We start from the raw sequence: 21,393 nt of genomic DNA, 5'->3' as shown, positions 1-21,393 counted from the left end.
CTCGATACGCAATGTCCAACCAATACCTTCCCAATAAACCTTTTCTGCGTCTAAGTCAGCAGCGAGGAGACGGTTCTTCTTCAACCAGTTCTCAGGGAAGCGCAGTGACCATGCATCGTCACATACCGAGAGTACGACGTCAGGGAGTGGCTCACCTGAGCGTTGAACATTCAGTACGCAAGCGAGTCGCAGTGCGCGGATCAATGGGAAAATATGCTTTTGCTTGAACAGCGTAAATTCAGGCATTTCCGCCAGTTTTAGCGTTTTACGGTGAAAGCGCGTTAAGGTTGCTAAAACGGTCTGCTGCTCTTGGTTAAACCCTGGCATATTGGTGTTTTGCAGTATATAAGCAGAGTGTTTGTGGAAACCAGAGTGCGAAATACTCAAACCCACTTCATGAAGCAGCGCAGCCCAGCTTAGCAAAATCGACAGTTCGGCCTTTTTGGGTTTTAACTGAGGCTCTGCCTGAAAGTAAATCATCTCTGCGGTTTGTTGGACATTGTCTGCGTGCTGCTTATCAATGTGATAGCGCTCGGCCAAGTCTGCGGCAGTGCGGCTGCGAATATCACTGTGCTGGAAACGGTCTTCCATTTCATAGAGCAGGCCTTCGCGCAACGCGCCGTCAGAAAAGACCATTTTTTCGATATCCAGTGCCTGAAAAATACCCGAAAGAATGGCAAGACCAGCCGCGAAAACGGGTTTTCTGTCTGGTGATAGCCCTGGTAAGTCGAGCGTGTCGGCCGATTTAAAGGTCAGCACAGTATCGATGAGACCATCCAGACGTTTGCGGGTAATGATCCCATCATCGTGTCCACTGGCAATCAACACTTCACGTATGGCTTTAATAGTGCCAGATGAGCCGACAGCCTCCTCCCAGCCAAAACGCTTGTACTGACGTGAAATACTTTCCAATTTCAGCTCTGCTGCGATTTGCGCGGAGGCAAAACGTTTCAAGGAGATCTGTCCGTCTTTAAAGAAGCGTTCGTTGTAGCTGACGCACCCCATGCGCTTGCTGTTCACGAGAGACGCAGTGAAGTTCTTGCCAATCACAAGCTCTGTGCTGCCGCCACCGATATCGACGACCAACTTACGCCCTTCGCCGGGTTGGGTGTGGCTGACGCCAAGGTAGATTAGGCGTGCTTCCTCTACACCGGGTATCACTTCGATAGGGTAGGGAAAGACATTTCTCGCACGTTGCAGGAATACGTGACTGTTTTTCGCCTCACGCAGTGTAAACGTCGCAGCAACACGGACGTTTTCTTCTGGAAATCCTTGTAGTCGTTCTGCAAACATGCCCAAGCATTCAATACCACGGGTAATGGATGCGTTGTCGAGGTTGAGATGATCATCTAAGCCTGAAGCAAGTCGAACTCGTTGCTTGTGTCGACTGATGATTTGAAGGCCTTGCCCGACCACGCGGGCAACGACCATGTGAAAGCTGTTGGAACCCAGGTCAATCGCGGCGATTTCCCGGGGTTTTTCAGCGTACTTCTCTTCATTCATTTTTCAATTTGTCCGCTAAGCGCCGATTTTCCGTTCTCTCTACTTGTTTAAGGTAATCGTAAATTTCAATTTGCGAACGTATTTTTTTACGATTTCCGCGCTTAACGTATGAATTAGACATCTCTTTGTCGATAACACGCGCTTTGGCACGGTCAGCGAACTGCAGCTCAAGGATATCCATGATCCGCTCTTTCAGGCGCTCATCTTTGATTGGAGTGGCAACTTCGATTCGGTTATCGATGTTGCGGGTCATCCAGTCAGCCGATGAAATATACAGGTCGCGTTCACCGCCATTTTCGAATGCAAATACACGGGGGTGTTCGAGGAAGCGGTCAACGATACTGATAGCCTTAATGTTTTGGCTAATGCCTTTCACGCCCGGTACCAGTGCACACATGCCGCGAATGATCATTCGAATCTTCACGCCCTCACTGCTGGCTTTATACAAAAGATTGACCAGACCTTTATCGACGAGATTGTTGACCTTGAGTGTGATGCCAGCCTTACGTTTGGCCCGCGCGTGTTCAATTTCACGCTCGATTAAACGATTGAGGCGAGAACGTGAATTTCGAGGTGAGACGATAAGGTTATTAAACTTCACTGGCTTGTAAGGGTTTTCGATAAAGTTAAACACCTTACGGACCTCGGACGTTATAGACTTGTCTGCTGTAAACAGCGAAAAGTCCGTATAGATGCGCGCTGTCTTTTCGTGGAAGTTACCGGTACCGATATGGGCGTATTCACGAAGTCCGTCATCTTCTCGGCGAGAGATAAGGCAGAGCTTGGAGTGAATTTTCAGGCCTGGTGTCCCAAATACCACTTTCACGCCCGCATCTGTCAGCACGCGTGCCCATTCGATGTTAGCTTCTTCGTCGAAGCGGGCTTGAAGTTCAACTACAACCGTGACGCGTTTGCCATTATTGGCAGCATCAATCATAGAGTTGATGATGCGGCTGTTCTTCGCGACGCGGTATACGTTGATACGAATACTACGTACCTTGGGGTCGTACGATGCCTGACGCACCAGTTCTGTCATATGTCGGAAAGTGTGGTAAGGGTAGTAGAGCAAGACATCGCGTTCACGAATAGCTTCAAATGCGGTTGGGTGCTGTTTGAAATCCGCGGAGTCAATGGGGGGAAGCGGCGGGTTTTCTAGGTATCTCATCCCGACATTTGGGAAACCGATGAAGTCTTTAAAGTTATGGTAGCGCGCGCCGGGCAGTACACTGTCGTAATCAGAGATCCTCAGCATGGCGAGAATATGTTTCACCATATCTTTTGGCATGTCGCGTTGATAGACAAATCGAACAGGCAGGGCCGTTAGGCGTTGGTCGAGGCTGTCTGACATGTTTTCAAGCAAGCTATGATCGACCTCATTGGTGAGGTCGTACTCAGCGTCTCGAGTCATCTTCATGGCATACGCTTCTGCGCTGTCATAATCAAAGAATCCTCGGAAAATCTCATCCAGACAAAGACGGATGATGTTGTCTAGCAAGATGATAGTTTTGCGACGACGCTTGCCTTTCGGCTCTGGAACCTTGATGAAACGCTCAATTTCATCTGTGGGAATTTCAATTAATGCATAACGGGTAGGCTGTCCTTCTTTTTTCAGCTCTACTGCAAGGTATGAGTAGGCATCTTTAAGGAAGGACAGCAAATCCATATCGTCCGTTAAAATAATCGGAGTGATATGTGGGAGCAGATTGCTGACAAAGTGTTTACGTAGCCAGTTTTGCTGGTAATCAGTGAGCTGTCGTTCATTAACGAGAAAGATATGGCGTCGAGCCATTTCGAGCAAAATGTCGTTGTACAGATGGTCAAAATCTTGATTTAGCTTAAGCACTTTTTCTTGGATTTTTCCAAGCAATACTTTTGCGTTGTCATCGCCACCTTGCTCTTCATTAATAAGAATACGGCGTTTTACGTCCGCAAAACGAACTTGATAGAACTCATCCAGATTACTGGAGAAAATACCGAGAAATCGAACTCGTTCAATGATCGGTACGGTTTTATCTGCCGCTTCTTGAAGTACCCTTTCGTTAAATGACAGCCAACTAAGTTCTTTTTCTACGTAATGTGTATCAGCGCTCATTAATCCCTTTTCCTGCTAAGAAATATCGTTAACATCAAACTCCACAATGAGATCGTCAGATAAGCCTTCTAAAGCTTCCCCAATGGCTTCAAGAGAGAGGTTGTTAGCAACATCCAAATCAAAATCCGCAGTGAAAATCACGCCGCCAGAATTGGCTGCACTCTGCGCATTGGTTTCTAGACTGTTGATGTTTATGCCAAATTTGGCGATCTCTCTCGTTACCTCTTGAATAATGCCTGGACGGTCATTACCTGTAACGGTCAAGGTGTGTGTGGTTGTATCCGGCTCTGGTTGCCGTGCAGCGTCAGCGATAAGAACGTCTAAATTTGGGATGTTGGTCAGTGCTGTTGAAAGCCCTGTTGCATCTTCTTCTTTGATGTCGACTTGAATAATGCCAGCAAACTTGCCTGCGAGTTTACTTAGGCTGCTGGCTTGCCAACTTCCTTGATGTTGGAAAACAGTATCGGAAAGCGTTTCTACAAGACCTGGACGGTCGGTGCCAATCAAAGTAATTACTAACTGCTTCATGGTTGATCCTTAACGTCTACAGCGTGGAGAAACCCCATATTGGAGCTGTCGACAGTCAGTGTCTACCTTCGTATAAAGCAGTGAGTCCGATCTGTGTTTTAAGTCAACGTTAAGAAAGGCTAAATATCTTTTGTTACACTTTTATTTCAGCCGAATAACTCGGGCGGTTTTTCTGTGCTGTCACATTTGTGTCATCAAAAAGAAATATTATGTCTCGCTGAATCGAGTAAAAAGAGGTACCAATGGCAAACGCCAAAAATGCGCTGATGCAAGGAAATCCCCGTCGGCGTTTTACTGACAAGCTAACTCGCCTATCTGTCACCGGGGGCGGTCTTGTTGTGCTATTTGCGTTGCTATTGATTTTTTTCTACCTTGCTTACGTTGTGCTTCCCCTGTTTAAAAGCCCTGATGTGGCGTTCAATAAAGCACTCAACCTAACATTCCAAGAGCAACCAGCCCAAATAGGCGTTGATGAAAACGACCAATTAGGCTTTCGCTATTCTCAATCTGGTGCATTCACGGTTTTTTCGTTAGACGGAAAAGACAATGTGGTGATGCGTCAGCAACTTGCTAACTCTCCGACCAGTTTTTTTGCGCAACATCCTACCGCTGGGATCACCGCTTATGGCCTTTCTGATGGCTCAGTGGTCTTCCACCGCTTGCGATTTATTTCCCATTACACCGATGGAAAGCGCTCATTTACGCCTGATTTAAAGATGATGGGCAGTACGCAACTTTCTTTGGTAAATGCGCCGATTACTCAACTTTCTTTTTCAGACCATGATGACGTGCGGACTATCGCGGGATTGTCCGGTGATCAAATTCATGTGGTGGTTGAGAAAGCCGGTGTAGAGCAGTTGCGTAGCACCATTTATTCCGATCCCGATGCGAAGGTTCTGGTTACGCCAAGTGGGCGTAAGCTGTTCGAATTGGTAGGCAATGAGCTGAATGTGTATACCGTGTCATCGCGCGGGGTTGATCGCCGTGAATCGGTGGATGTGGCATTGGTTACAGGACATAAACCAGTCAGTATGACACTGCTAGCGGGCGGTCACTCATTGTTGGTGCGTCTGGATAACGGTGTCATTGGGCAATGGTTTGATGTGGTTAAATCCAATGAACGAAGCCTGACGCTCGTGCGAAATTTCGCCACATCCAATGGCGACCTGGCTGTTGAAGCGCATCGCAATGTATTTGCTAACCTCGCCGACAGCGGAGTGCTATCGCTATGGCATGTGCCAAGCGAAAGTCGAGACGGCTTTGATTTCCCTCAGTTCGCGGACGCGGTTGACATGATGGCGTTCTCTCCACGTGCTGACAGGTTGCTGATTGAGCAAAGTGGCAAACTGACAGTGTTGACGGTGGACAATCCTCATCCTGATGTCAGTATTCGATCGCTTTGGGGACAAATCTGGTACGAAGGGTACAGTGAGCCGGACTATGTTTGGCAGTCAACGTCAGGCAATGAGAGCTTCGAGGGTAAACTCAGTGCGGTGCCTATCGTATTTGGCACCATTAAAGTCGCTGCATTTTCCTTAATTTTTGCCGTTCCGTTGGCGATTGGAGGTGCGATTTATACCGCTTACTTTATGCCTTCTCGCCTGCGAAAAGTGGTAAAGCCAACCATTGAAATCATGGAGGCGTTGCCTACGGTTATTCTCGGTTTCTTAGCGGGCTTATGGCTGGCACCAATCATTGAGAAAAACCTGCCTGCAGTCTTCTTGATATTTGTGTCGCTCCCCATTTCATTCTTGCTGGTTGCACTGGTGTGGGCCGAGCTACCAAGAACGTGGCGAAGAAAAATCCCCGATGGTGGCCATCTCTTCCTGCTGATCCCGATAATTCTTGGAATAGGGTATTTCGCATTTTCGATAGGCCCTTTCATTGAGCAGCACTACTTGGGAGGAGACAGCCGTGTATTTGTCACGGATGTTTTGGGTGTTAACTTTGACCAACGCAACGCGATCGTTGTTGGCTTGGCCATGGGTTTTGCTGTTATCCCTACCATTTTCACCATCGCTGAAGATGCGATCTTCTCTGTGCCAAGTCACCTAACTAATGGCTCTTTGGCATTAGGTGCAACGCACTGGCAAACCTTAACGCGCGTCGTACTACTGACAGCAAGCCCCGGTATTTTTTCGGCTATCATGATGGGTTTAGGACGTGCAGTCGGCGAAACCATGATTGTTTTGATGGCCACAGGTAATACGCCACTGATGGAGTGGAACCCCTTTGAAGGGCTTCGAACCTTATCTGCGAATATCGCTGTCGAGATGCCAGAGTCAGAAGTGGGTGGTTCGCATTACCGCGTCCTATTCCTGACAGCATTTATCCTGTTTAGCTTTACCTTCTTATTTAACACAGTGGCGGAGTTTGTTCGTCAGCAGCTACGAGATAAATACCGTGCGATGTAAGTTTTCTAGCCTGTCCATTCTTAAGTTATCTATGGAGCGTTGCGATGTTTAAGCGATTAAACCGCAGCTCGCCTTGGGTTTGGATGAGTGCAGGCATGGTAAGCCTTTGTCTCGTTGCTGTATTGGGCGTAATGCTACTGATTGGCTGGAAAGGGTTAGCGTATTTTTGGCCGTCGCCTGTATACGAATTTGACGTGCACACTAAGCACGGTAACGAGCACTTCTACGGCGAAATCTATGACACTGAAACGGTATTGTCTCAGCAACTAATCGAAGCTGGAATTGATTTAAAAGACCCGACGGCCAACGAACACGTACGCCTTCTTATCAAAATTGCCAATCGAGAGCGGGAAGCACACGATTTTATTTCAGTGTTGCAACAGGACATCGTTTCCCAAGTGGCGGCAGAAGACATTGCCGTTGTTGAACGAACGGAAAATGGTGCGTTTTTCGGAATCCCACAAGGGTATATTTCTAACGGAAAAGTGGTTGATGAGACGCTTTTACCTTCTTTCTACGACGAAAAAATTGCGGAAATAACCGAGCGACGCGACGAGCTATCACGCTTTGAACGTATAGATATCGAAAAGGTTAATCACCAGCTTACCAGCCTGAAAACAGAGCGAAATACTTACCTCAAAGCTGATCAGCCAGTGCCTCAGTTCCTTGACGATGAAATTGCGATTTTGGAAAAACGTTATGCAGCGGAAGAACAAACGCTGATGGCGATGCGTTCTGACATGGCTCTAGACAGTCTATTGATGGCCGACAGAGCAGGCTCAACGGTTAGAATTCCGATGAACCATGTCATGGCAATGTGGTATCCAAACGCCATGAGTTGGCATGAGAAATTTACGCATTGGCTGCACCAAATTGGCAAGTTCGTCACCGAAAACCCGAGAGAAGCGAACTCTGAAGGCGGTGTATTTCCTGCGATATTTGGTACGGTGTTGATGGTACTGCTGATGTCGATCATGGTGACGCCGCTGGGGGTTCTGGCTGCCGTCTATCTGCACGAGTATGCAGGAAAGAGCGCATTCACCCGTGTCATTCGTATTGCCGTTGTGAACTTGGCTGGCGTGCCCTCTATTGTTTATGGCGTATTTGGTCTTGGTTTTTTCGTTTATTTTATCGGTGGCAATATCGATGCATTCTTTTATTCAGATACGCTGCCTAACCCAACGTTTGGTACGCCGGGCATTTTGTGGTCTTCGTTGACCTTGGCCATTCTGACCTTACCCGTCGTTATAGTTTCCACGGAAGAGGGCTTGGCGCGTATTCCGTCCTCGGTTCGGCATGGTTCGATGGCGTTGGGGGCAACCCAAGCAGAGACCTTGTGGCGCATCGTGTTGCCAATGGCAAGTCCTGCCATCATGACCGGACTTATCTTGGCGATCGCACGTGCGGCCGGTGAAGTTGCACCTCTTATGCTGGTGGGCGTTGTGAAGGTGGCTCCGAGCTTGCCGCTAGACGGTAACTTTCCGTATCTACATCTCGATAGAAAGTTTATGCATTTGGGTTACCATGTTTATGATGTGGGCTTCCAAAGCCCAAATATTGAATCCGCGAGGCCTTTGGTTTACGCAACGTCATTGTTATTGGTAACCGTTATAGTTAGCTTAAACTTGGCGGCGATTACCATCCGTAACCATTTACGTGAGAAGTACCGTTCACTAGAACAAGATATTTGATCTTAAAGAGGACATGACAGCGAAATGATATCCATTAATGCCAACATCGGATTGCCTGGCCCTGTCGATCTCTCATCACTTCCCGATGAGCAGACTGCGCTGGTTATTCGACATTTAAACCTTCACTACGGCAATACGCAGGCCTTGTTTGATATCAATATGCGTATTCCGAAGGGAAAGGTGACGGCATTTATTGGACCATCAGGTTGTGGGAAGTCGACACTGTTGCGTTGTATTAACCGCATGAATGACCTCGTGGATGGCTGCCGAGTAGATGGTGAAATCACACTCCATGGTACCAATGTGTACGATGAAGATGTCGATGTTCCTTCTTTGCGCCGCCGCGTTGGGATGGTTTTTCAACGTCCCAACCCATTCCCAAAATCTATCTATGAGAATGTCATTTATGGGCTGCGTTTGCAGGGGGTGAAAAACGTTCGGACATTGGATGATGCCGTAGAACGCTCTTTACGCGCCGCTGCGCTTTGGGATGAAGTCAAAGATCGTCTTCATGAAAACGCATTTGGCTTGTCTGGTGGTCAGCAACAACGTTTGGTGATCGCTCGTGCAATAGCAATCGAACCAGAAGTTTTACTGCTTGATGAACCAACGTCTGCACTTGACCCGATCTCGACGCTGACCATTGAAGAGTTGATTAATGATCTGAAACGGAAATATACCGTGGTGATAGTTACGCATAATATGCAGCAGGCAGCGCGTGTTTCAGATCAGACGGCATTTATCAACCTTGGGAAGTTGGTAGAATACGCAGATACAGATACACTGTTTACCACGCCTAAAAACAAGCAAACAGAAGACTATATAACTGGCCGATACGGCTAAGAAAGGATCCCGAAGTAGATGGATAACCAAAACATCAGTCGCCATATATCAGGTCAGTTCAATACTGAACTCGAAGCTATCCGTACTCATGTATTAGCAATGGGAGGGCTGGTTGAGCGTCAGCTAACAGACGCGCTTCGAGCGATGCATTATCAGGATGTCGATCTGGCCAAACACGTCATGCGAGAAGACCACAAGGTTAACTCAATGGAAGTGGCGATTGATGAAGCTTGTACACGCATTATCGCAAAGCGTCAGCCGACTGCGGGTGATTTACGCTTGGTGATGGCTATCATCAAAACCATCACGGACTTAGAACGGATTGGTGATGTCGCTGACAGCATCGCGCGTATGGCGTTAGATAACTTTTCCAACTCTCAGCAACCTTTCTTAGTGTCTTTGGAAAACCTCGGCCAGAAAGCTGCACGTATGTTGCACGACGCGCTGGACGCATTTGCACGTATGGACGTGGATGCCGCGATGAAGGTTTACCACAGTGACGACCATTTAGATAAAGAATACGAAGCGATTATCCGTCAGCTTATGACCTATATGATGGAAGACCCTCGTTCAATTCCGAATGTATTAAAAGTCATGTGGTCTGCTCGCGCGATTGAGCGTGTCGGCGACCGATGCCAGAACATATGCGAATACATTATCTACTTCGTGAAGGGTAAAGATATTCGCCACACCAACAAAGAGCAGCTTGAAAAAATGCTCAAGTAATTGACTGGGGTCGAATGAGAGAAAGCAGCCATTTGGCTGCTTTTTTGTATGAAAAAGCCCCGCAGAGGCGAGGCTTTGGCGTTAAGCAAAATGCTATCTATTGAATAGGCTTGAAGAAATTTGCGCCAGGCTTGTAATCGCCTTTCATCCCAACAAGTGTTCCTTCGTTATTAAACGACAAAACTAACTCTTTCTGTTGAGGTTCTTCATGCCCTGGCTTTAGGTACTGTACGAAGTACCACGTGTTCGGAAAGCCAGACTCGACAAGCATTGGAGGACCAAGTAAGAATGTAACCTGTTCTTTGGTCATGCCAAACTTAAGCTCTTCGACCGCAGTCTGGTCGATGTAATTTCCCTGATTGATATCTATGCGGTATACCAACTTATCTACCAATGAACAGCCTGTCATTGTAGCAAGAACTATGGATGCCGCAGCGATGTGTTTCCAACGCATGACTTCTTACTTCACTTCCAAAATAGGGGGTCGATAATAAACAAGCAATTGAAAGAAGTAAAAACCTCTTCTTTCAACTTGTCAGTTCGACCATGGATTTTGGTAAAAGTTTCTAGCTATAGAGCAAAGATTAAGCAGCGATGAGCAATTCTCTTGCATTCGCGAGTGTATGTTCGGTGATCTCGCTGCCCCCCAATAAGCGCGCCAATTCTTGTATGCGGGCTTGATCATCCAGTGCGACCATACTGGTGGTGGTTGAGCCTTTCTCACTCGCTTTCGCGACAAACATTTGTTGGTGACCACATCCTGCAACCTGAGGTAAGTGGGTTACACACATGACCTGTGTTGATGCTCCTAATTTGCGCAGAAGCTTGCCAACAATTGCGGCTGTTGGGCCGCTGATACCCACATCTACTTCATCGAAGATCAAGCTTGGCGTATCGACTTTCTGAGCGGTGATCACTTGGATAGCCAGTGAAATACGCGACAGTTCACCACCGGAAGCGACACGTCCCAATGCTTGCATTGGTTGCCCGGGGTTGGTTGAAACCAATAGCTCAATACTGTCTACGCCTAGTGGAGAAAGGTGTGTCTCTGGCTGACTGTCCAACGCGATATGGAACTTGCCGTTTTGCATACTAAGCTCATGCATGCTCGCGGAAATCAATTTATCCAATTCTTTTGCGTAGCGTTTACGACTTTTGCTGAGCTTGTCTGCTGCTGCCATGCAGGCTTGAAGTTTGAGTTCGACCTCCGCCTGAAGCTGCTCAATGAGGTTGTCACTGTCATTGAGATTTTCCAGTTCGAGATTTAACGCTTGATGCGCGGCATACAGCTCTTCTGGCGAGACTTGATGTTTACGAGATAGGCGCATGATGGTTGCCATGCGTTCATCCAAATAGTTCAATCGCGCAGGATCCATATCTAAGCGATCCATATACGCTGTGATCTCATGAGAGGTTTCCTGTACTTGAATACAAGCCTCATCAAGCATCTGTTGAAGATCGTTGAATTGACTGTCCATGGATGCCAATTCAGCCAGTTTTTGCTGGGCAAACTGAAGCAGCTGTAGGGCATTATTATCTTCATCTTCACTGAGTGATTGCAGCACGCTTTGGCTACAAATGGCGATATCACCGCAGTTTGATAAGCGTTTATGCTCCTCTTCGAGCTCTGGGTATTCATTTTCACCCAACGCCAATTCATTCAGCTCATTGACCTGATACTCAAGTAATTGTTTTTGGGCTTCAAACGCCTCTTTGCTTTTTTCAAGTTGCTTGAGTTCATTGCGGGCGGCACGCCAATCTTGATAGCGCTGACGCATGGTAACTAAAAGGTGTTGGTGACCAGCATATTGGTCGAGTAGAGTCAGTTGGTAGTCATTTTTCATCAGTAGCTGGTGTGCATGCTGACCATGAATATTAATCAAATGCTGCCCGAGAGATTTTTGTTGAGAAGCGGGAACAGGGCTGCCATTGATAAAAGCGCGAGAGCGACCTTCTTTAGTGATAACACGACGCAGAATACATTCATCTCCATCAGCCAATTCGTTATCTTCTAACCAGCGACGTGCTGCTGGGTTATTTTGAAGATGAAATAGGGCGACGATTTCCGCTTTTTCTTCACCTGGGCGAACCATAGCCGCATCAGCGCGATCACCTAAGCAGAGTCCTAGCGCATCAATTGCGATAGATTTACCCGCACCGGTTTCACCCGTTATGGTTGTCATGCCTTTGTGGAAATCGAGTTCTAACGCTTTAACAATGGCAAAGTTTTGAATCGTAATGTGCGCTAGCATGAGATTGATACCTGTGTTTATTATCACCTGTTGTTATATACAGTATATACTGTGTTTGTATACAGTAAAGGTGCTGGGTATCGATCTCTGAAAAAATTTGTGATGGATATAACAAAAAGAGCAGGTGATACCTGCTCTTATTTGGTCAAAATACAAACCCCTATCAGAACAATTTACTGGCCCAGCCTAGTTTTGTTCGTAGTGTTTTGTAATAGCTGTAGTTTTTCGGATGAATAAGCTTGAGAAGCGAAGGGCTTCGATAGATATGCACTTCATCACCTGGATTTACAGGAAGAGAAACTTGGCTGTCACAACTGACCTCAAGCGTACTTCCATTGTCCGGCGATACGACGAGCTTAATGTGTCGTTTTGCATCAACAACCAATGGCCTACTCGACAGGGTGTGTGGGAACATAGGCACTAAAGAGATCGCTTCGAGGCTCGGCGAAAGAATCGGACCGCCACCAGACAGGCTATATGCAGTGGAACCCGTCGGCGTTGAAATGATGATGCCGTCAGAGCGCTGGGAAAAAGCAAAGTTATCGTCGATATAGACTTCAAATTCTATCATGTGTGCCACTTGCCCCGGGTGAAGTACGGCTTCGTTAAGCGCGGCATTATGACTTTTTATTTGACCGTGACGGTGGACTTCCGCTTCAAGCAAGAAACGGTAATCTTCAATGTACTCCCCTTCTAATACATCGGAAAGGGCCTGCTCATACGCGTCAGGGTCGAGATCAGTTAAAAATCCAAGGTTCCCTCTGTTGACGCCAATCACAGAAATATCAAAACGGGAAAGTACTCGCGCAGCCCCCAACATGTTACCGTCGCCACCAATGACAATAGCAAGATCTGCTTTGGCTCCGAGTGACAATAAGTCATGAAAATCTTCTGCAGGAATATTGAGGTAATTGTCTAGACGGTTATCGACAAGTGTTCGGTAACCTTTGTTAGTCAACCAGTTATAGAGACTTTCGTGTGTGGCTACCGCATCGGGATTTCGAGGTTTGCCTACCAAAGCAATAGTGTTGAAACGCTTTGACATCTTATTGATCCTGCACAGATTAGTGGCTTGAGTATAAGCGAATGAGAAAAACTTGTCGTGCTTTGCGGCATAGCACACCTTGAAACGCGAGCACACATCCCCATAATAAGCAAAACTGTCGAGATTGATGTCCCATTGCCTCAGAATGTGGGACTCAACACAGAGTATTGTGTCGGAGAGAGCATGAGCAAAGAAGAAAACAAGATCCAGGAAGAAGAAATGCTGAATGAAGCGGTAGAACAAATGGCAGATGAAAATGCCCTGGATGCAGAAACAGATGCAATGATCAGCCGTATTACGGAACTGGAAGCGGCGTTGGAAGAAAGCGAAGCAAAAGTTAAAGAGCAGCAAGACAGTGTTCTGCGTGCTCGTGCTGATATTGAAAACATGCGTCGTCGTACCGAGCAGGAAATCGATAAAGCACGTAAGTTTGCATTGGAGCGCTTTGCGAATGAGTTGTTGCCAGTTATTGACAACATGGAACGTGCTGTTGAGTTGGCAGAGAAAGACAATGAAGCCATCAAGCCTATGCTTGAAGGTGTTGAATTGACCCTGAAGACCATGAAGGACGGCGTTGCGAAATTTGGTCTGAAAGAGTTGGATCCAACAGGTCAACCATTTAACCCTGAATACCATCAAGCAATGTCGATTCAGGAAAGTGCTGATCACGCGCCAAACACAGTGATGTTTGTGATGCAAAAAGGCTATGAATTAAACGGCCGTGTAGTACGCCCTGCCATGGTAATGGTGTCAAAAGCGGCAGCGGGAAACGTTGACGAGCAAGCCTAAATTACTCAATTAATGAAAAACCCGCTTTTTGCGGGTTTTTTTTATTTTGCCCCCTTGAAAGTAGCTTTAACGCCCTTATCTATGGTGCATCAGAAAGAAAATTAATAATTTTTCTTGTGTAGGGTTGAACCCTTAACTGCGACCCCCATATAAGGGTTAACGCAACATAGACGTAAGACGAATTTCGGAGAAAACCAAATGGGTAAGATCATTGGTATCGACTTGGGTACTACCAACTCATGTGTAGCAGTACTAGACGGTGACAAGCCACGCGTAATTGAAAACGCGGAAGGCGATCGCACAACGCCATCAATCATCGCGTACACCCAGGACGGTGAGACACTGGTAGGTCAGCCAGCAAAACGCCAAGCTGTAACCAACCCAGAAAACACCCTGTACGCGATCAAACGTCTGATCGGTCGTCGTTTTGAAGACGAAGAAGTACAGCGTGACATCGAAATCATGCCGTTCAAAATTGTTAAAGCTGACAACGGCGACGCTTGGGTAGAAGCGAAAGGCGAGAAAATGGCTGCGCCTCAGATTTCTGCTGAAGTCCTGAAGAAAATGAAGAAAACTGCGGAAGACTTCCTAGGTGAAGAAGTAACTGCTGCGGTTATCACAGTTCCTGCGTACTTTAACGATGCACAGCGTCAAGCAACCAAAGATGCTGGTCGTATCGCGGGTCTAGAAGTTAAGCGTATCATCAACGAACCAACCGCGGCTGCTCTAGCATACGGTCTGGATAAAGAAGGCGGTGACCGTACTATCGCGGTTTACGACCTAGGTGGTGGTACTTTCGATATCTCTATTATCGAAATCGACGAAGTAGAAGGCGAGAAAACCTTCGAAGTTCTGGCAACCAACGGTGACACTCACCTAGGTGGTGAAGACTTCGATAACCGCATGATCAACTACTTGGTAGATGAGTTCAAAAAAGACCAAGGTATCGATCTGCGTAAAGATCCACTGGCAATGCAACGTCTGAAAGAAGCAGCAGAAAAAGCGAAAATTGAGCTGTCTTCTGCACAACAAACTGACGTTAACCTGCCGTACATCACTGCAGATGCGACTGGTCCTAAGCACATGAACATCAAAGTGACTCGTGCGAAGCTGGAATCACTGGTTGAAGATCTGGTTCAACGTTCACTGGAGCCACTGAAAGTTGCTCTGGCTGACGCAGACCTGTCTGTAAGCGACATCAACGACGTAATCTTGGTTGGTGGTCAGACTCGTATGCCAATGGTTCAAGCAAAAGTTGCTGAGTTCTTTGGTAAAGAAGCGCGTAAAGACGTTAACCCTGATGAAGCAGTTGCTGTAGGTGCTGCGGTTCAAGGTGGTGTTCTTGCGGGTGACGTGAAAGACGTTCTTCTGCTGGACGTTACTCCTCTGTCTCTGGGTATCGAAACCATGGGCGGCGTGATGACCAAGCTGATCGAGAAGAACACCACGATCCCAACAAAAGCGAACCAAGTGTTCTCTACTGCAGAAGACAACCAAAGTGCGGTAACTATCCATGTTCTGCAAGGTGAGCGTAAGCAAGCTCTGCACAACAAGTCACTGGGTCAGTTCAACCTGGAAGGTATCAATGCAGCACCACGTGGCATGCCACAAATCGAAGTAATCTTCGACCTGGATGCTGACGGTATCTTGAATGTGTCTGCAAAAGACAAGAGCACAGGTAAAGAGCAGAAGATCACTATCCAAGCATCGGGTGGTTTGAGCGACGCTGAAATCGACAAGATGGTTCAGGAAGCGGAAGCGAACAAAGAAGCAGATAAGAAGTTCGAAGAACTGGTAACTGCGCGCAACCAAGCTGACCAAATGGTTCACGGTACTCGTAAGCAAATCGAAGAAGCGGGTGACGCTCTGCCAGCAGACGAGAAAGAGAAAATCGAAGCGGCTATCTCTGAACTTGAAGAAGCGCGTAAGGGCGAAGACAAAGAAGCTATCGACGCGAAAGTTCAAGCTCTGATTGCTGCATCTCAGAAGCTGATGGAAGTTGCACAACAGCAAGCACAAGCTGCTCAAGCGCAACAAGACGCCGGTGCACAAACTAAGCAAGACGACGATGTTGTTGACGCTGAGTTTGAAGAAGTAAAAGACGACAAAAAATAAAACCAGCGAACAGGCCTGATGAAAGGCACTGTAAAGCAGCGTCCTTTTTGAAGGAATAAGCCGATTTTATTTCGCACGGGCGTAGGAGGGATCTCCTTCGCCCGTAGTTGTATAAAGCGAAGCGGGTTTATGTTCGCTTGGTTAAATGAACAGGTGACAAGTTAAACATGTCAAAACGTGATTTTTATGAAGTACTTGGCGTAAGCCGTGACGCGGAAGAACGTGAAATTAAAAAAGCGTACAAGCGTCTGGCAATGAAGTATCACCCTGATAGGAATCAAGGGGATGATACGGCTGCTGAGAAATTTAAAGAAGTTAAGCTTGCCTATGAGATCCTGACGGACTCTCAAAAGCGAGCGGCCTATGATCAATACGGTCATGCTGCCTTTGAACAAGGTGGTATGGGCGGTGGCGGCGGCTTCGGTGGCGGCGCAGACTTCAGCGATATCTTTGGTGACGTGTTTGGCGACATCTTTGGTGGTGGTCGTCGCGGTGGTCAAGCTCGCGCGCAGCGCGGTGCAGATCTTCGCTACAACATGGAGCTCTCTTTGGAAGATGCTGTCCGTGGTGTGACCAAAGAGATCGAAGTTCCAACTTATGTAAGCTGTGACCCATGTGGTGGCAGTGGCTCAAAACCAGGTTCATCTCCACAAACGTGTGGCACCTGTCATGGTCAAGGCCAAGTCCAGATGCGTCAGGGCTTCTTTGCGGTTCAGCAAACGTGTCCAACTTGTCATGGTCGCGGCAAAATCATCAAAGATCCGTGTGACAGCTGTCATGGCCAAGGCCGTGTGCAGAAAACCAAGACCCTGAGCGTGAAAATCCCAGCAGGTGTTGATACGGGCGATCGTATCCGCTTGAGCGGTGAAGGCGAAGCGGGAGAGTTTGGTGCGCCAGCGGGTGATTTGTATGTGCAGGTGCATGTACGTGATCACCACATCTTTACGCGTGATGGCAACAACTTGTACTGCGAAGTGCCAGTGAGCTTTACCATGGCAGCACTGGGCGGCGAAGTTGAAGTGCCGACATTGGATGGTCGTGTAAGCCTGAAAGTGCCCACTGAAACCCAAACTGGCCGTATGTTCCGCATGCGTGGTAAAGGTGTGCAGTCTGTACGTGGCGGTGGTTTGGGTGACTTGATTTGTAAGCTGGTGGTAGAAACCCCAGTGAATCTAAGCAGCAAGCAAAAAGAACTGTTACGCGAATTTGAAGAAACATTGGGTGGGAGTGCAGCGAAAAAGCACAAGCCTAAATCAGAAGGTTTCTTTGACGGCGTGAAGAAGTTCTTCGATGACCTGACCAGCTAAACCAAAAGAACAAAGAAAAACCGGCTATCTAGCCGGTTTTTTTATATCCAGCATTTTGAACTATTAAGAGGGTCACCGTCTTTGTCGACATTTGATTGCTCAGTGACAGCATTGATTATCATTGTGTAACACTCATCATCATTTTTTTGGCTAGACGTTGCTTTTGGTGTTGCTTTTAAAATGTATATGTTATTTCCCGTCCCACCAGTCGTAATCGTAAAGTCATACTCTTCCGAAACCTGACATGTAGAACATACTAACGATGCGGTGGTTGGATAGCTCGCCGTCTCAGTAAAATGTTGCTCTGTATATGTTTGTAACTGGTAGAGATCAAATTGAGCACGTTGACGTTCAGACTTCACCAAAAAATTGCTTAATGCTGGAACGGCCATTGAGGCGATAGCTCCAATGATAGCAAGTGCGATCAAAATTTCGATCATTGTCATACCGGCGTGTAATGTCTTTGTTCTCAATGTCATTTTTTGGTTCGCCATACAGGAAAACGGTTTTATTCCAAAGATCTAAATTATCGCTGTTGCTAGTATGGACACAAGTTGAGCGGGCCGATGATGGAGGCTGCTTTGAGATATTGGAATCTACAACGCGGATTTAGCCTCATTGAAATGATTGTAGCAGTGTCAGTGTTGGCAGTGGTCACAGCCGTGGCCGTTCCTTCATTTGTAAATTCACAGAAAACGGCATCAGTAGAAAGCCGCTCAGCCAAACTGCTGACTGTTTTGGAAGTCGGTCAAACTGAGTCTGTTAAAAGACATCGTGAGATTTACGTCTATTACAAACCAGTAAAAGATGGCAACGATGGTTGTATAGGGCTGAGCGAAAAACCTAATAAAAATGATTTCACGTGTTTGAATAATGAAGGCCTTCAGAAGTTACTGTTTACGAGTGACGATTCAATTACCGTACAAGCCCCTGTTGTAACGGAAACCACCAAGCTTTTTTATTTTTCATCTGTCAATGGCCTTCCTTCTTCTAATAAGACGGTTAAGTTGGCGTTTGGTTCGGAAACTGGTGATGAATCCGGCGTTATGATTCGTCAATATACCGGACTAAAAGGTTGCAGTAACACCTCGTATCGTGGTTGGGAGGCATGTCCGTCATGAACAGAGCCAAAGGTTATACGCTGGTTGAGTTGCTGGTCGGAATGACGATCGGCTTAGTGGTATTAGCATCTTCGCTAAGCCTCTTTGCAGTTAACAGTGAGTTTGGGTCGAAGCAGCTTCAGTCAGATTTCATGCGAACACAACTGGATACAATTGCTAATACGCTGAAAGTGGAAATTGCACGGGCAGGTTTTTGCTATGACTGCGCTTCAGCTAACCCGTTTTTACAAAAAGATAGTGCAGGTGCGATATCTTCCATCTTGATTGATGATAGTGCGTCTAAATCCGACGCAGGAAGTTGTATTCGTTTTGCGTATAACCACGATAAACGAACAGAGGCAGTCGGACTGAATAAAGACGATGCCAAAGGTTTTCGACTCGGCAGCGATAGTGATGGTAACGCAGTTATTGAGATTTATGAAAATTATAATGGACTGACAAACTGGAATTGCAGCAGCACAACGAGCAGTGGCCCTTCGAGCTATTGGCGCGATATGACCTTCGAACGCTTGTCTATTACCTCCCTTGAGTTCAAAAGAACACATCACCCAGGCGTTGGCTCCACAAACAAAAACCAAGTAGTGGAAGTAACCTTAACAGCTGCGCTAAAAACCGACAGCTCAATTTCCGATACCGTTTCTTTCTCGGTATCCGTTCCAAATGTGGATGGTTAATTAAGATGAAGAGACAAACAGGTTTAGCAACATTGGCTGTGGTGAGCGGAATATTGTTGGTCGTTGCGCTGTTCTCTGTCGCTGTTGTTGGCTCTGGTTTTGCGAGTATGAAAAAAGCGCAAAACTATGTGGCGGATGCTAAGCAAAGAGCTAAAGCTCAAGCAGGGTTGGATTGCGCGGCGGCTTTGTACGAACAAAAAGGCGTAGATCCAACAGCTGCCGGATACAGTAATGCGGTATTCAATGATTGTGAAATAGCTGGTGTAACTATTTCACTTGAAAGTGTGGGAACCAATTGGCAATTGATGTCAGCTTCAGGCTATGCCGCATCAAAGGCAATTATTCGGCCTCTGGGTGGCACCGCAAGTGCTTTTAAAACATCAGGCGGAATTGTTGTGGATGGGGGGAATGCCTGGATACCCGCGAAAGGTCAATTGGTAGAGACGAAAGATAGCGTTGATTATTACCAGTGTACTGCAATCGTCGCAGGTGGAGACATTACTATAGATGTTGGAAAAAGTGACGCCGAGTTTACCTCTGAGCTTGCTGGCAACAAAGAAAAGTGTGCAACTGGCTATAGCACACACATCCCTACTCACTCTGATCCGATTACCAATGCTTTTGAAGGGGATATTTTGCACAACCAGCCCAACATAGATGTATTTCAAGATCAGTTTGATGTACCGAAAGAACAGTGGGAAACAGTCAAGGAAGGCTTTGAGGTAAAGCTGACAACAGGCTCGGCTATTTCTGCATCAGAGGCGGTAACGAATTGTGGAGCAAACATCAAAACCCATATAGATGCTGGGAAAAAGAAAATATGGGTAGAGGGTGACTGCATGCTCACAGGTATGTCCGGTGCTGGCAGCAAAGAATCACCACCGTTAGTTGTTATAAAAAACGGCGTTGTTGGCGCGCATGGTGTTTTTACATTTAATGGTTCCATATTGCAATTTACGGTTGATTACCCCGCACAAAACATCGCAGATTCTTGGGGGGCGTATAAAAAAGACGATGGAACAAATCACATTCTCTGCAAAGACGGTGCTATGTCTTTACTCTGTGCACAGCTTCTTACTGAATTTGGCGATGACGTGAGTAAATGGGGAGCATTGCCATTTTTTTTCAATGGTTCTTATGAAAGCTTTGGCAGTTATATGGTAGATGTGCCGGATTCGTCTTCAATTGTCCGCGGAGCTTTTAAACCCGGTTATATTGATGATGGTGGCTCTCCATCTCCTGGCAGCGGCAGTTTGAAACTTGTAAAGGGAAGCTTCCATGACTTCTAACATTAAGGGATTTTCGTTAGTGGAAGTGCTGTTATCGATGGTTGTTATTGTTCTATCGGCTGTGTCAGTGCTGAAACTATATAGCTTTTTGGAAGTTGAAAAAGCAAATTCGGTTTTGTTTATGGAGGCGAAACGAATTGCGGAGTCGCAAGTTTCGCTTATGCAGACTATCAACACGGAGGGTTCGCTTTGCGTAGGCAAAACATTGGCTGACATACATGAATGTAAAGTCAGCTTAGGAGCTGATAGCATTTTTACTATTGCAGTGACGACGCAGAAGACTCTAAATCACACGCCTTCATCTGGAGTTGTAGAAACGTATGCGAAAGTTTTCAATGTAAATGTATCTTGGGATGACCGTGCCGGCGATACTCAAAGCTTACTTTTACCGGTTTCCGTATCGAAATTCACCAATCTGTACGATTAGTAATCAAACGAATGCATTTTGTGATGTTTTTCGCAAAATGCCCTTGCCAATGTGTTTTTGCTCCCTATAATGCCGCTTCACCGACACGGAGAGCGGCTCCTAACAAGGAAAGGCAACCGATTTCGGTAAGATGAAAACTTCAAGGTTACCAAATGAAAGGATAGCATTGAGGTTGGTCAACAAGACGTTTTGACGGTTGCGAAAGCAACGCGGAAAAATCTCAAAATTTCTTCTTGACTTCATCGCCCGGCAGCGTAAAATTCGCAGCCCTGACGGTGAGAAGCTTAGCTTCTTAAGTCAACGTTCTTTAACAATTTGACCTATGCAATCTGTGTGGGCACTCGTAATTGATAGACAAAAAGATTTATCAATGAAACTGAGTGACCAAACGAAAACTCTTCGGAGTTATCGGCACAGTCAATTCGTTTCTTCTTTTCGAAGAGGAAACAAAACAGTATTCGTTGAGCCAAAACTTTAATTGAAGAGTTTGATCATGGCTCAGATTGAACGCTGGCGGCAGGCCTAACACATGCAAGTCGAGCGGCAGCGACTTAACTGAACCTTCGGGGGACGTTAA

At 46.6% G+C, this 21,393-nt stretch carries 19 protein-coding genes; 11 read left to right on the top strand and 8 right to left on the bottom strand.

What is annotated here, in order from left to right:
- The 3 genes from ppx to LRP49_RS24470 all read right to left on the bottom strand — a co-directional run.
- Positions 1-1,503: exopolyphosphatase (ppx, locus tag LRP49_RS24480; RefSeq protein ID WP_274146221.1), on the bottom strand; the 1,503-nt coding region annotated here is incomplete at its 3' end.
- Positions 1,496-3,595: a polyphosphate kinase 1 gene (ppk1, locus tag LRP49_RS24475; RefSeq protein ID WP_274146219.1), complete on the bottom strand. Its 2,100-nt coding sequence runs from the start codon at positions 3,593-3,595 to the stop codon at positions 1,496-1,498. The genes ppk1 and ppx, both read right to left, overlap by 8 nt.
- A gap of 15 nt (positions 3,596-3,610) precedes the next feature.
- Entirely contained in the window at positions 3,611-4,123 is a 513-nt protein-coding gene (locus tag LRP49_RS24470) for a glycine cleavage system transcriptional repressor (RefSeq protein WP_274146217.1), read from the bottom strand.
- A gap of 242 nt (positions 4,124-4,365) precedes the next feature.
- Here LRP49_RS24470 and LRP49_RS24465 point away from each other — a divergent pair, with 242 nt between their 5' ends.
- Genes LRP49_RS24465 through phoU form a run of 4 tightly spaced genes read left to right on the top strand, consistent with a single transcriptional unit; the run spans position 4,366 to position 9,797 of the window.
- On the top strand, positions 4,366-6,537 hold the full coding sequence (locus tag LRP49_RS24465) for an ABC transporter permease subunit (protein ID WP_274146215.1): 2,172 nt from the start codon (positions 4,366-4,368) through the stop codon (positions 6,535-6,537).
- A gap of 44 nt (positions 6,538-6,581) precedes the next feature.
- Positions 6,582-8,228, top strand: coding sequence for a phosphate ABC transporter permease PstA (gene pstA / locus LRP49_RS24460; RefSeq protein ID WP_274146213.1), 1,647 nt, complete (start codon positions 6,582-6,584; stop codon positions 8,226-8,228).
- A 24-nt stretch (positions 8,229-8,252) separates the two neighbouring features.
- On the top strand, positions 8,253-9,071 hold the full coding sequence (gene pstB / locus LRP49_RS24455) for a phosphate ABC transporter ATP-binding protein PstB (RefSeq protein WP_274146210.1): 819 nt from the start codon (positions 8,253-8,255) through the stop codon (positions 9,069-9,071).
- Positions 9,072-9,089: 18 nt separating this feature from the next.
- Positions 9,090-9,797: a phosphate signaling complex protein PhoU gene (phoU, locus tag LRP49_RS24450; RefSeq protein WP_274146208.1), complete on the top strand. Its 708-nt coding sequence runs from the start codon at positions 9,090-9,092 to the stop codon at positions 9,795-9,797.
- A gap of 97 nt (positions 9,798-9,894) precedes the next feature.
- Here the strand turns inward: phoU and bamE are convergent, their stop codons facing one another.
- The 3 genes from bamE to nadK all read right to left on the bottom strand — a co-directional run bounded on the left by bamE (position 9,895) and on the right by nadK (position 13,094).
- Positions 9,895-10,251: an outer membrane protein assembly factor BamE gene (bamE, locus tag LRP49_RS24445; protein WP_274146206.1), complete on the bottom strand. Its 357-nt coding sequence runs from the start codon at positions 10,249-10,251 to the stop codon at positions 9,895-9,897.
- A 130-nt stretch (positions 10,252-10,381) separates the two neighbouring features.
- Entirely contained in the window at positions 10,382-12,049 is a 1,668-nt protein-coding gene (gene recN / locus LRP49_RS24440; protein WP_274146204.1) for a DNA repair protein RecN, read from the bottom strand.
- Positions 12,050-12,212: 163 nt separating this feature from the next.
- Positions 12,213-13,094 (bottom strand): NAD(+) kinase, encoded by an 882-nt coding sequence (gene nadK / locus LRP49_RS24435; RefSeq protein ID WP_274146203.1) that lies wholly within the window; start codon positions 13,092-13,094, stop codon positions 12,213-12,215.
- Between the two features lie 183 nt (positions 13,095-13,277).
- Between nadK and grpE the strand changes: the two genes are divergently transcribed.
- From grpE to dnaJ, 3 genes are all read left to right on the top strand, one after another.
- A complete protein-coding gene (gene grpE, locus LRP49_RS24430; RefSeq protein ID WP_274146201.1) occupies positions 13,278-13,883 on the top strand; it encodes a nucleotide exchange factor GrpE in 606 nt (201 codons plus the stop codon).
- A 198-nt stretch (positions 13,884-14,081) separates the two neighbouring features.
- Entirely contained in the window at positions 14,082-15,998 is a 1,917-nt protein-coding gene (dnaK, locus tag LRP49_RS24425; protein WP_274146199.1) for a molecular chaperone DnaK, read from the top strand.
- Positions 15,999-16,165: 167 nt separating this feature from the next.
- Entirely contained in the window at positions 16,166-17,305 is a 1,140-nt protein-coding gene (dnaJ, locus tag LRP49_RS24420) for a molecular chaperone DnaJ (RefSeq protein WP_274146197.1), read from the top strand.
- A 41-nt stretch (positions 17,306-17,346) separates the two neighbouring features.
- Here dnaJ and LRP49_RS24415 read toward each other — a convergent pair whose 3' ends face one another.
- Positions 17,347-17,784, bottom strand: coding sequence for a type IV pilin protein (locus LRP49_RS24415; protein ID WP_274146195.1), 438 nt, complete (start codon positions 17,782-17,784; stop codon positions 17,347-17,349).
- Between the two features lie 102 nt (positions 17,785-17,886).
- Here LRP49_RS24415 and LRP49_RS24410 point away from each other — a divergent pair, with 102 nt between their 5' ends.
- From LRP49_RS24410 to LRP49_RS24395, 4 genes are read left to right on the top strand one after another with little or no spacing between them, the layout of a single operon-like run.
- A complete protein-coding gene (locus tag LRP49_RS24410; RefSeq protein ID WP_274146193.1) occupies positions 17,887-18,426 on the top strand; it encodes a prepilin-type N-terminal cleavage/methylation domain-containing protein in 540 nt (179 codons plus the stop codon).
- Positions 18,423-19,100 carry a PilW family protein gene (locus LRP49_RS24405; RefSeq protein WP_274146192.1) on the top strand — a complete coding sequence of 226 codons (678 nt, stop codon included), beginning with the start codon at positions 18,423-18,425 and terminating at the stop codon, positions 19,098-19,100. Before LRP49_RS24410 ends, LRP49_RS24405 begins: the two co-directional genes overlap by 4 nt.
- Before the next feature lie 5 nt (positions 19,101-19,105).
- On the top strand, positions 19,106-20,389 hold the full coding sequence (locus LRP49_RS24400; protein WP_274146191.1) for a hypothetical protein: 1,284 nt from the start codon (positions 19,106-19,108) through the stop codon (positions 20,387-20,389).
- The gene (locus LRP49_RS24395; RefSeq protein ID WP_274146190.1) at positions 20,379-20,816 is read left to right on the top strand and encodes a prepilin-type N-terminal cleavage/methylation domain-containing protein; all 438 of its coding nucleotides are present in this window, start codon (positions 20,379-20,381) and stop codon (positions 20,814-20,816) included. Before LRP49_RS24400 ends, LRP49_RS24395 begins: the two co-directional genes overlap by 11 nt.
- A 367-nt stretch (positions 20,817-21,183) precedes the next feature.
- Here the strand turns inward: LRP49_RS24395 and LRP49_RS24390 are convergent.
- A partial coding sequence (locus tag LRP49_RS24390) for a hypothetical protein (RefSeq protein ID WP_274146188.1) occupies positions 21,184-21,393 on the bottom strand: 210 nt, incomplete at its 5' end.

The sequence above is a fragment of the Enterovibrio qingdaonensis genome (genome assembly GCF_028683135.1).
GTDB classification, from domain to species: domain Bacteria; phylum Pseudomonadota; class Gammaproteobacteria; order Enterobacterales; family Vibrionaceae; genus Enterovibrio; species Enterovibrio qingdaonensis.
This window is presented reverse-complemented; position numbering and strand designations above follow the sequence as displayed.